The 11,498-nt window shown below is 58.1% G+C and carries 10 protein-coding genes; 8 read left to right on the forward strand and 2 right to left on the reverse strand.

Annotation, left to right across the window (positions count from 1 at the left end; translation table 11 throughout):
• Nucleotides 1-62 precede the first annotated feature (62 nt).
• Nucleotides 63-539, reverse strand: a complete 477-nt coding sequence (locus G6L97_RS05115; RefSeq protein WP_236742471.1) for a SixA phosphatase family protein — start codon at nt 537-539, stop codon at nt 63-65.
• Between the two features lie 301 nt (nt 540-840).
• Here G6L97_RS05115 and dksA point away from each other — a divergent pair, with 301 nt between their 5' ends.
• Entirely contained in the window at nt 841-1,260 is a 420-nt protein-coding gene (gene dksA / locus G6L97_RS05120; RefSeq protein WP_003512796.1) for an RNA polymerase-binding protein DksA, read from the forward strand.
• Between the two features lie 127 nt (nt 1,261-1,387).
• On the opposite strand, the gene G6L97_RS05125 is transcribed toward dksA, so the two are convergent.
• A complete protein-coding gene (locus G6L97_RS05125; RefSeq protein WP_162686636.1) occupies nt 1,388-2,626 on the reverse strand; it encodes a flagellar biosynthetic protein FliO in 1,239 nt (412 codons plus the stop codon).
• Between the two features lie 232 nt (nt 2,627-2,858).
• Between G6L97_RS05125 and G6L97_RS05130 the strand changes: the two genes are divergently transcribed.
• The 7 genes from G6L97_RS05130 (at nt 2,859) to G6L97_RS05160 (ending at nt 11,351) form a co-directional block, all read left to right on the forward strand.
• Nucleotides 2,859-3,146, forward strand: coding sequence for a hypothetical protein (locus tag G6L97_RS05130; protein WP_111783109.1), 288 nt, complete (start codon nt 2,859-2,861; stop codon nt 3,144-3,146).
• Nucleotides 3,147-3,311: 165 nt separating this feature from the next.
• Nucleotides 3,312-5,900, forward strand: coding sequence for a cell cycle histidine kinase CckA (cckA, locus tag G6L97_RS05135; protein WP_003512808.1), 2,589 nt, complete (start codon nt 3,312-3,314; stop codon nt 5,898-5,900).
• Between the two features lie 293 nt (nt 5,901-6,193).
• On the forward strand, nt 6,194-6,547 hold the full coding sequence (gene clpS / locus G6L97_RS05140; RefSeq protein WP_003512812.1) for an ATP-dependent Clp protease adapter ClpS: 354 nt from the start codon (nt 6,194-6,196) through the stop codon (nt 6,545-6,547).
• Between the two features lie 10 nt (nt 6,548-6,557).
• Nucleotides 6,558-9,074, forward strand: coding sequence for an ATP-dependent Clp protease ATP-binding subunit ClpA (gene clpA, locus G6L97_RS05145; RefSeq protein ID WP_174002785.1), 2,517 nt, complete (start codon nt 6,558-6,560; stop codon nt 9,072-9,074).
• 158 nt (nt 9,075-9,232) lie between these two features.
• Complete coding sequence (locus tag G6L97_RS05150; protein WP_111783108.1) at nt 9,233-9,991, forward strand: AzlC family ABC transporter permease; 759 nt, start codon at nt 9,233-9,235, stop codon at nt 9,989-9,991.
• A complete protein-coding gene (locus G6L97_RS05155; RefSeq protein WP_003512818.1) occupies nt 9,988-10,332 on the forward strand; it encodes an AzlD domain-containing protein in 345 nt (114 codons plus the stop codon). Before G6L97_RS05150 ends, G6L97_RS05155 begins: the two co-directional genes overlap by 4 nt.
• Nucleotides 10,333-10,400: 68 nt before the next feature.
• Complete coding sequence (locus G6L97_RS05160; RefSeq protein ID WP_111783107.1) at nt 10,401-11,351, forward strand: phosphatase PAP2 family protein; 951 nt, start codon at nt 10,401-10,403, stop codon at nt 11,349-11,351.
• Nucleotides 11,352-11,498: the final 147 nt, after the last annotated feature.

An 11,498-nucleotide genomic window follows, 5' to 3' on the forward strand; every position in this document is an offset into this window, starting at 1 on the left:
GCGCGCCAATGGATTTTCAACGGGTCCGGCTTCGGCAACGCATTGGTCGCACGCTGCTGCTGCTATTTTCCGGGCGAGAGAAAATCGACCAGTCGCCAGCGATTTTTACCATTCCCGGCACTGTCGTCGTGATCGAGAACCGCAAGACCCGATGTCGGAAAACCGGAGGGCAGGGCGGCATGCAGCAGGTCCTCGCCTATCATCGCCTCCAGCGTCGCCTCCATTGTGGGGTTGTGCCCGACCAGCATCACGGACTGTGCGTCCGTTTGCGCGGCGATGAGAGAAAGATAGGTTTCGCTGCGCGCATTGTACATTTCGTCGATATAGACGATGTCGATGCCCTCGTTGAAGGCCCGCTGCCAGGCCTGCGTGGTCTGCCGGCAGCGCGTGGCCGTGGAGGACAAGAGCACGTCCGGGCGGTAGCGCCGGTCGGCGGCAAGGTCGGCGATGATCTCCGCCTCGGCAAAACCGGCCTCGTTCAATCCCCGGTCGAAATCGCGTTCTCCCGGTGCCGCCCAGGCGGCCTTGGCGTGGCGCAAAAGATACACTCGGCTCGGAGAAGATGCTGTCAAGGGCGGGGACCGACGTTCGAATGGGAGGCAATGGAGGAATGCTACAGGATAGGGTTGCATGACCGCAAGTCCTCTTTCCTGTTGGTAAGTCGCGTTTAAGTGATTTAAGAAGAGATCGCTTGAATACGAATAAAGGATAAAAATTAGTCATTTAGATGATTTTTGTGTCAGTTTTAAAAATGCCTGAAAACTGATCTGTAGACTTGAATCAGCCTATATCATTGGAGTATACACCGCCGCATTGAGATGTTCTTCGAGGAGAATCGCGTTGAGTGAGAAGATCGATCTTAGCAAATATGTGCTCTCGGAAGACGACGAGTTCATGAATGCAAACCAGCGTGCCTACTTCCGCGCGAAGCTGGTGGCCTGGAGAAACGACATCCTGAGAGAAGCGCGCGAGACCCTCGGACATCTCGCCGAAGAAAGCGCCAACCATCCCGACCTAGCCGATCGGGCATCTTCGGAAACTGACCGGGCGATCGAACTTCGCGCCCGTGACCGCCAGCGCAAGTTGATCTCCAAGATCGACTCTGCCCTTCAGCGGATTGATGACGGCACTTACGGTTACTGTGAAGAAACGGGTGAGCCTATTGGCCTCAAGCGCCTCGACGCACGACCGATAGCGACCCTGTCCATCGAGGCGCAGGAACGTCACGAGCGTCGTGAAAAAGTCTACCGCGACGAATAAAGCCAGCGTTGTTCCGGGCGCTTCGGCGAGCCGGCCAATGAACAAAACCAAAATGACAAAGGGCACGGATTTGTTTCCGCGCCCTTTTTTTGTTTTGAATGTCTGTCTGCCGACAGATGTTAACCTGTCAGCGGTCGCGGGTAACGGAAAGTTCGCCGAAAATACGCGCCATTTCCTTCTGCATGTCGCCATCCGGCGTTGCACCGGTAACAGGCGGCGAGACGGGTTCGGTCTTTGGCTTTTCCGCAGCAGCGGCGACTGCCTGTTCGCTATCGGCATCCTTGCTCTTGGCGATCTCCGCCTCAAGAAAGCTTTCGAAATCGCTGGCAAGGTCATCGGAAAATTTCGGCTCGGCGTTAGCGGAGACGACGGGCGGATTTTCAGGCTTTGGCGCAAAGGGCGCTGGCGCATCTTGCCCCGGTTTCAGGCCGGGTAGAACGCGCTCGCGCGCGGCATCCAGAAAATCTGCGGCATTCGTTTGGTCGATGACCGGTTCGCGCGCGGCAAAAACCGGCGGGGCAACAACCGTCGGCCGTTCTTCAGGAACCGTTGCCTGGACAGGCGGTGCGGGCGGCGCCGAGGGTAAAGGAGCCGGCGCGAAGGGATCAGGGCGGCGCTGTTCCGGTCGCTCGGCGGGCATGTCGAGCGATGCGGCGGCGAGAGGCAGAACAGCGGCGGCCGGTGCCGCAATGACCGATGCCGGTGGTGGCGCAGGACGAGTAGTATCCCTTTCCGGGGCGGCTGGTCTTACCGGTGCAACGGGCTCGCGTGCAGTCATGGGCGTGGATACCGGTTGCGGCGGCGTAGACGGACGTGGTGGCAGCGATGCGGCCGGTGCAGGGGTGGGTGCTGGACGAGCAGCCGGGGCGGGCGGTTCCGGCCGCTGCGGCTGCTTTACGGGTTCTTCCGGCAAGGAGGCTGGAGATGCCGCTGCGATTGGCTGCTGTGGCAAAGCTGGGCGGCTTTCGCGAGGGATCGGCGGTTCAGCCCTTTTTGGTTCGCTGTCCTGACGCGGCAGCGCCTTGAGTTCCGCTTCCTGCGGTTCGCGCACTTCCCTGACGATTGGGATCGCGCCGATACCACTCTCGATGACGATATCGGTTGGACCGCCTATCATGACAAGATGCTCGACATTGTCGCGGCGAACCAGCACCAGACGGCGCCGGGCGTCCACCGCCGTCGCATCGAGAACCTGCAAGCGCGGCTGCCGGTTGCGACCGCCACGGATAAACGGGGCCGCCCCGCCGCGCCTGCGCAGTATCCAGAGAACAATTGCCAGAACAAGCAGGGCTAGACCGACACCGACGACGGCGACGATGAGATTGTTTCCATAGGTGCCGATAAAATCTTCCATCATGGAGATCATCCCTTCAGATTTTTTCGTGCAATTAATATTGCCGTGGTTCTTATAATGTGAACGTCAAGCAGGAAAAGACGATTTTTTTAAGCGTGATACAAGGTTTATTCATTTCGTCCCCAGGATCGCTTCATAGGATCGTCTCGTCAGCCGGCCGTGCGCCTCCAAAGCGCCATATCTTTCCCTTCAATGCCGGGGAGCAATGAAGGTTGCAATTCTCTCTTCGAAGGAGCGATTGTAAATGCTTGCGAAATTGCTCGTTGACGGGTTTCCGGTAAGAGTTTTCATTTTTGTTGTTTTATTTGGATTGCCAGGATTTGTTTTTCCCGCTCGGGCCGAGACGGCGGATGACAAGGCGTCCGAAAATCCTGCGAACATGATCGAGTTCGTAAGAGACAATCCATCCTGTATCGATTTCACGGATGGATGCTCGGTTTGCACGGTAGCGGATGGCAATATCGTCTGCTCCGCGCCGCGCATTCAATGCCAGGTTAAAGCGCTGACCTGCAGTCGCAAAATAGGCTTCTGAGGCATTTGCGCCTCTTTAGGGCCGTTTCTCTGTGCGATTTTAAGCCTTTGTGGTGCAGCGGAGCTTTTTGACGGTCAAGCGAGTTGCTACAAGAAATTCTACTGCCCGATTCCGTTGAGGAAATAGGGCTGACCGAATGACGACCTGCAGGACTGCGAGGCCAAGATGACACGGGTGCGCGAGACAAGCGACAACGACCTTCCGCTGGTGGACAGGCGTGCCCGTTCCGGCACGGTTCTGCGGATTCTCCTGCTGGCGCTGGTGCTCATCGCCGCCGCCGCTGCTTTCGTCTATTTCAAGGATTCGCTGGAAAACGAAATCGTGCTCGGCATTCTCGGCGTGCTGGCGATGATGGGTATCTTTTTTCTGGTGTCGTCGATCATCGGTTTCATCGAGGTCATGCCGCAGTCGCAATCGGACGGGCTGGCCCGCCGTTTCCTGTCGGCACACCCAGACGGCACACTGATTACCGATGCCAAGGGGCATATGGTCTACGCCAACGCCACCTATTGCCGGATGAGCGGCACCACGAAGGCGAGCGATATCCAGAGCCTGGAGACGCTGCTCTCGCGCAGCCGGGAATCGACCGAAGCGCTCTATCGCCTCATCAATGTTTTGCGGGAGGGGCGTGACGGTTACGAGGAGTTCCGTCTGCTCAAGCCGCTCGGGGAGGCCACTTCCGGCGGGCCGCACTGGTACCGGCTGAAAGGTCGGGTGCTGAAGGATGCGGGAGGCGAGGCGCTGCACGTCTTCCAGATCGCCGACATCACGCCTGAGCGGGAAGATCAGGAACGCTTCTTCCGCGAATTGCAGAACGCCATCGACTATCTCGACCATGCGCCGGCCGGTTTCTTTTCCGCAGGTCGCAAGGGTGAGATCGTTTATCTGAACGCCACCCTGTCCGAATGGCTCGGCATCGATCTCGCGCAATTTTCGCCCGGTTCGATGACTGTGTCGGACATAGTCGCCGGCGAGGGTATGGCGCTGATCGAATCCGTCCATCCGCAGGGTTCAGCCAAGCGCACCGAGATTCTCGATCTCGACATGCGCCGGGTCAACGGCCAGAGCATGCCGGCCCGCCTCGTGCATCAGGTTACCTCGAAGGACGGCGCGCCCGGCGAAAGCCGGACAATTGTTCTGATGCGTCCGAAAGGGCAGGAGGATACGGAATCCTCGTCCGCCATGCGCTTCACGCGTTTCTTCAACAATACGCCGATGGCCATTGCCTCGCTCGACGGCGAAGGCCGCATTCTTCGTATCAACGCGCCATTCCTCAAGCTGTTCTCCGGCGTCGTCGGGCGTGACGATATTGATCGCGGCGTTGCCCTCGAAGCCATCATCCACGACAATGAGAAACCCAGGCTTGAGCAGGCGCTGGCCGAGGCGAAGGACCGGCAGGGCGATATCGCCCCGTTCGATTCCCGCCATCCGAGCGACGAGGGCCGCCATTTCCGTTTCTACGTCAATGCCGTCATCGATCAGGACGACGAGGCGCCCGAAGAGGTGGCAATCGTTTATGCGATCGAGGTGACGGAGCAGAAGGCGCTCGAAACCCAGATGGCGCAGACGCAGAAGATGAACGCCGTCGGCACGCTGGCAGGCGGCATCGCCCACGATTTCAACAATGTGCTGACTGCGATCCTGTTGTCATCAGACCATCTGCTGTTGCAGGCCCGGCCCGCAGACCCGAGCTTCGCCGACCTGATGGAGATCAAGCGCAACGCCAACCGCGCGGCGGTGCTGGTGCGACAGCTTCTCGCTTTCTCGCGCAAACAGACGATGCGCCCGGCGATCCTCAACCTGACCGACGTTATCGGCGACCTGCGCATGCTGGTAGACCGGTTGATTTCCGGCACCAATGTCAAGTTGGAAGTGGATTACGGCCGCGATCTCTGGCCGGTGAAGACCGACCTGTCGCAATTTGAGCAGGTGCTGATCAATCTTTGCGTCAACGCGCGCGATGCCATGCCCGATGGCGGCAAGATCACCATCCGCACCCGCAATGTGGATGCGGATGAAGCCGCAGCGCTCGGTCGGCCGGAAGTCCCGGCGGAAGACATGGTCATGGTGGAAGTCGCCGATAACGGAACCGGCATTCCGCCGGAGATTATGGACAAAATCTTCGAGCCGTTCTTCACCACCAAGGATGTCGGCAAGGGCACCGGTCTCGGCCTGTCGATGGTCTATGGCATCGTCAAGCAGTCCGGCGGTTACATCTATCCCGAATCGGAAGTGGGCAAAGGCACTGCGTTCCGCATCTATTTGCCGCGCCACGTGGTGGAAGTGGTGCACGTTCCGGGCCAGCAGCCCGGTGAAGCGGCACTCGCCCCTGTGGCTCTGCCCGAACCGGTGAAGGAAGAGCCGCTGGATCTCACCGGCAACTCCGCCGTCGTGCTTCTGGTGGAGGACGAGGAAGCAGTGCGGCGCGGCGGCAAACGCATGCTGGAAACCCGTGGTTACACCGTTCATGAGGCGGGTTCGGGTGTCGAGGCGCTGGAGGTGATGGAAGAGCTGGAAGGCAAGGTCGATATCGTCGTGTCGGACGTCGTCATGCCGGAGATGGACGGTCCTTCACTCCTGAGGGAATTGCGCAAATCCTATCCCGATCTTAAATTCATCTTCGTTTCTGGTTATGCCGAGGACGCGTTTGCGAAAAACCTTCCGGCGGATGCCAAGTTCGGCTTCCTGCCAAAACCCTTCTCGCTGAAACAGCTGGCGATCGCCGTTCGCGAAATGCTCGACAACAAGGAATGACGGTGGATGGCGCGGGCGTGAGATTAGGTCCGCTGTTGCTCGCGATTCCCTTGCAGGCGCTTGGCGTCAAGGCTGAAACCACGTCAGGAAAGGCGGATAGCACCGCGCTTTCCCGCAATGCTATCGCAAGCCCCCTGTTTTTCCCAAGGTTTGCCTCTTCGCAAACGCAATAGTGATTGCACCGTTTCACAGGGGGCTTAAAATCCGATCTTAACGACCTAGATATGTAGAGGCGAAGTTCTCCCTCCTGGTGATGACTGCCGGTTTGAGAACGGTTTGGAGAATGATGAAAGATGATCGCTGAGCCGATCTACATGCAGGGCGAGGGCGACGGGGAAGACGGCGGTACGAACCGCGGAACGTCCGTTATAACCCGCGTCAAGCCAAAGACGAAAAGACCGAATTTGTACCGTGTTCTTTTACTGAATGACGATTACACTCCAATGGAGTTCGTCATTCATATTCTGGAGCGTTTTTTCCAGAAGGATCGCGAAGCGGCGACCCGCATCATGCTGCACGTGCACCAGCACGGCGTAGGAGAATGTGGGGTGTTTACATATGAGGTCGCAGAGACGAAAGTAAGCCAGGTCATGGATTTCGCCCGACAGCACCAGCATCCGCTGCAATGCGTCATGGAAAAGAAATGAGGATCGCAACGTGCCAACTTTTTCCCCAAGTCTCGAGAAGGCGCTGCACCAGGCACTGACCTTTGCAAATGAGCGTCACCACGAATATGCGACGCTGGAACATCTCCTTCTGGCGCTGATCGACGACGCGGATGCCGCTGCCGTGATGGGCGCCTGTAATGTCGATCTCGATGCGCTGCGCAAGACTGTCAGCGATTACGTCGACAACGAACTGACCAACCTCGTGACCGGTTATGACGAGGATTCCAAGCCCACATCCGGCTTCCAGCGGGTTATCCAGCGGGCTGTCATTCATGTTCAGTCGTCTGGCCGCGAGGAAGTGACCGGAGCGAACGTGCTTGTGGCCATTTTCGCCGAGCGCGAAAGCCACGCTGCCTACTTCCTGCAGGAGCAGGAAATGACCCGTTACGATGCGGTCAATTATATCTCCCACGGCATCGGCAAGCGTCCGGGCACGTCGCAGACCCGCGCTCCGCGTGGCGCAGACGAGCCGGAGGCCGACCCCAAGGCTGCACGCAGCAATCCCGAGGAAGAAGGCTCATCCGCCAAGAAACAGCAGGATGCGCTGAAGGCCTATTGCGTCAACCTCAATGAAAAGGCGAAAAACGGCAAGATCGACCCGTTGATCGGCCGTCATGAGGAAGTCAACCGCACCATCCAGATCCTCTGCCGCCGCTCCAAGAACAACCCGCTGTATGTGGGCGATCCGGGCGTGGGCAAGACGGCGATCGCCGAAGGTTTGGCCAAGCGTATCGTTGAAGGCAAGGTGCCTGAAGCGCTGGCCAATGACACGATCTTCTCGCTCGACATGGGCACGCTTCTGGCCGGAACCCGCTATCGTGGTGATTTTGAGGAACGCCTGAAGCAGGTCGTCAAGGAGCTCGAGGAATATCCCGGCGCAGTCCTGTTTATCGACGAAATCCACACCGTCATCGGTGCGGGTGCGACGTCTGGCGGCGCAATGGATGCATCGAACCTATTGAAGCCGGCGCTCTCGTCAGGCGCGATCCGCTGCATCGGTTCGACCACCTACAAGGAATATCGCCAGTTCTTCGAGAAGGACCGGGCGCTGGTGCGTCGCTTCCAGAAGATCGACGTCAACGAGCCGTCGATCGACGATGCTATCGCGATCATGAAAGGCCTGAAGCCCTACTTCGAGGATTATCATCACCTCAGATATTCCAACGAAGCGATCAAGGCTGCGGTCGAATTGTCGGCCCGCTACATTTCCGACCGCAAGCTGCCGGACAAGGCGATCGACGTAATCGACGAGACCGGTGCGGCGCAGATGTTGCTGCCGGCGTCCAAGCGTCGCAAGCTGATCACGGAACGGGAAATCGAAGCAACCATCGCGACGATGGCCCGCATTCCGCCGAAGACGGTTTCCAAGGATGACGAGATGGTTCTCGCCAACCTCGAAAAGGAACTGCGCTCGGTCGTTTATGGTCAGGACATCGCCATCGAGGCGCTGGCCACCGCCATCAAGCTGGCACGCGCCGGTCTGCGCGAACCGAACAAGCCGATCGGCTCATATGTCTTCTCCGGCCCGACCGGCGTGGGCAAGACCGAAGTGGCCAAGCAGCTCGCCGCCTCGCTTGGTGTCGAGATGCTGCGGTTCGACATGTCGGAATATATGGAGCGCCATACCGTCTCGCGTCTGCTCGGTGCGCCTCCCGGTTATGTCGGCTTCGATCAGGGCGGTCTCTTGACCGATGGCGTCGATCAGCATCCGCATTCCGTGGTGTTGCTGGACGAAATCGAGAAGGCCCATCCGGATATCTACAACATCCTGTTGCAGGTAATGGACCATGGCTCGCTGACCGACCATAACGGCAAGAAGATCGACTTCCGCAACGTCATCCTCATCATGACGACCAATGCGGGTGCTTCCGAAATGGCGAAATCGGCCATCGGTTTCGGTTCTTCGCGACGCACGGGCGAGGATGAAGAGGCGATCAACCGCCTGTTCACACCGGAATTCCGCAACCGTCTGGATGCGATCATTCCGTTCTCGCCGCTGCCGACTGCCGTTATCCACAAGGTGGTACAGAAGTTCGTCATGCAGCTCGAGACGCAGCTCTCCGAGCGGAATGTCACCTTCGATCTGCACGAAGACGCGATCTCCTGGCTGGCGGAAAAGGGTTACGACGAAAAGATGGGCGCTCGCCCGCTGTCGCGCGTAATCCAGGAACACATCAAGAAGCCGCTCGCCAACGAAATCCTCTTTGGCAAGCTCAAGAAGGGCGGTGTCGTCAGCGTCACCGTCGGCAAGAAGGATGATGGTTCCGACGGCCTCAAGCTCGAGGTTCTGCCGGAAACAGCGCCGGTAAAGCCGAAGCCGGAAGCAGAGCTCAATGCTGCCAAGTCTCCGGGCAAGGCGTCTAAGGCCAAGGCGAAGCCCGCCTCGAAGGCAGCGATTGCCAATGAGGAAGCGGATGTTCTGGTTGCCGAGGCGAGCAAGCCCGACGAGGATAGCGAGCCGCGCCGCAAGGCGAATACGGTGCCGAAGGTGCCGAAGAAGAAATGATAACGGTCTTCCGACCGACAAACGGTGCCGGGCGAAAGCCCGGCATTTTCATGCCTGAAGCGCGTCGCATTTTACCGGATTCGTGAAACGCGCTTTATTTTTCTCGTCATTCCGAAACCGCTGCGCACTTTCGGACGACATGCATTAGTGGACCAGCAATGCGATCAGCAGACAGCGATACCATCCCCCTGCGCGGCTGGTTTTTCAGGGGAATGCGGGGCATATTCTCGCTGCCCTCGCTTATTCTCATGACATCCTTCGTCGGTTTCAGCGCCTTCGCGCTGGAATCGGGCGTTCAACGTGGGGAAGCGGTGTTTATGACGCTGGTTATCTGGGCTTTGCCGGCCAAGATGATCCTGATCGGCTCGATGGTCGGCGGCGCCAATCTTGCCGCGTGTTTTCTGGCAGTGACGCTGTCATCGGTGCGAATGATGCCCATGGTTGCCTCCATCGTTCCGGAGATGCGTGGCGCAAAAACGCCGACATGGATTTTGTTGTTCCTCTCCCACTTCGTGGCGATCACCGCCTGGGTCTTCGCCACGCAAAACCTTTCCAAAATACCGCGCGAAGCACGGGCTGCGTGGTTTGCCGGTTTCGGCATTACCCTTACCGTCGTCAACGCTATCATTGTCGGCCTTTGTTACGGCGTCGTCGCGGCTTTTCCACCGCTTGTCGCAGGCGTGCTGTTTTTTCTGACTCCTGTCTATTTCATAGCGTCGATCTGGGCGACCGCCCGCCATTCCGTCGTCAAGGTCGCCTTCATCATCGGTGTGATCGCGGGGCCGGTCTTTGCGGTAATCGCGCCGGAATTCGACATTCTCTATGCCGGGATCGGTGGCGGCACGGTGGCTTATCTGATCGACCGTTTCGTCTTTCGTCGAAAGATCATTCCCGTCTCACCGGAGAGCGAACCATGATGACCGAACAGTGGTGGGCGCCCTACCTCTTCATCGCCATTGCCGGCTGGCTGGCGACCGATCTCTGGCGCTGGCTCGGCGTGCTCGCCGGCAACCGGCTGAAGGAGGATTCCGAGGCGCTATACTGGGTGAGGGCAGTCGCCACCGCGCTCGTGATGGCCGTCACCGCCAAGCTGATCGTCTTTCCAACCGGAACGCTTGAAGCTTCACCGCTATGGCTACGCATCGGCGCGGCAGCACTCGGTTTCACAGCGTTCCTGGCCGCCGGCCAACGCGTCATTGTCGGCGTAGCCGTGCCTATCGCACTTTTGGCAGCCGGGTTGTTTGTGCTTGGCTTTTAGTACTCGTCTTATCCGAATATTAATGCCAAGGACCTAGATTTCCGCTGAAGGGGTCTGGGGTAAATTCTATGAAGCTATTTATAGCAGAACGTTTTGTACTGAATGTAATTTTTATATTATTTATTGTCGATGTTGCATTGATTATGACGAGGGGCATTGAGGTTGACTATACCGGATATTCTCTGTGCCTGGTGGCGGGTACCGGGGTTTTTCTTCTTGGCCAGTTCTACCGGATAAGCGAGCGTGATCTTCGCATAGCGGCTGCACTTGTTTCCGCTGGGCTGTTCATCCTTTTTTCGCTGGCGGGCTCTGTGTTTAACTACATGTTCCTGCCGGTTCAGTTTCCGGCGATCGATCCCCTGTTGTTGAGCGTGGATGCCGCGCTCGGCTATAACTGGCGGGATGTTGTCATCTGGGCTGCTACCCAACCGTGGATCGGCAAAACCTTGTTTTTTGTCTATGCGACGTCGCTGCCGCAACTGCTGTTGATCGTCATCATGCTGGGTTTTACCGGCAAGGATCGGATGCTGCACCATTTTCTGGTAACGGGGGTGCTTGGCGCTCTCGCCAGCATCGTCTTTTGGATATTTTTTCCAACCTACGGCGCTAAAGCCTATCTGGATCTGCCGCAATGGGTCACCGAGACAATTCCAATGGCGGTCGATCCTGCCTATGGACAGGAACTGATGCGATTGGGGCAGGAAGGCGTAAGCTATCTCACCCCTAAAAACGTGTTGGGATTGATCGGTTTCCCGTCGTTTCACATCTTCATGGCGGCGATGTCCGTCTGGTTCGTTCCGCGTCACTGGCTGGTGATGGCGGTGATTTTGCCGCTAAATCTTTTGATGCTGCCTGCCGTTCTCGTTCAGGGCGGACATCATCTCTCGGATATTTTTGGCGGCCTCTTCGCTTTTGTTATCGTTTGCGCAGCCTCGAGCCGTCTGCTCAACTGGCTGTCGGCAAAGGAACGGGCCGGCAAGGCGGCAGCAGTTCCTGCCCAAGTCTTCGCGGCGGAATAATCGCCCCGGTTTTCGTACTCGCGCGCCTCCGCAACAAGCCGGTCCGACAGAAGCCGGGGCGATGTGGTCATCTCGTGGAGGCATCGCTACTGTGGCTGCACATCGGAGCGGCGACATTCGGTTTCATCGCATTCCTGGCGACCGGCA

Source organism: Agrobacterium tumefaciens, from assembly GCF_013318015.2.
GTDB classification, from domain to species: Bacteria; Pseudomonadota; Alphaproteobacteria; order Rhizobiales; family Rhizobiaceae; genus Agrobacterium; species Agrobacterium tumefaciens.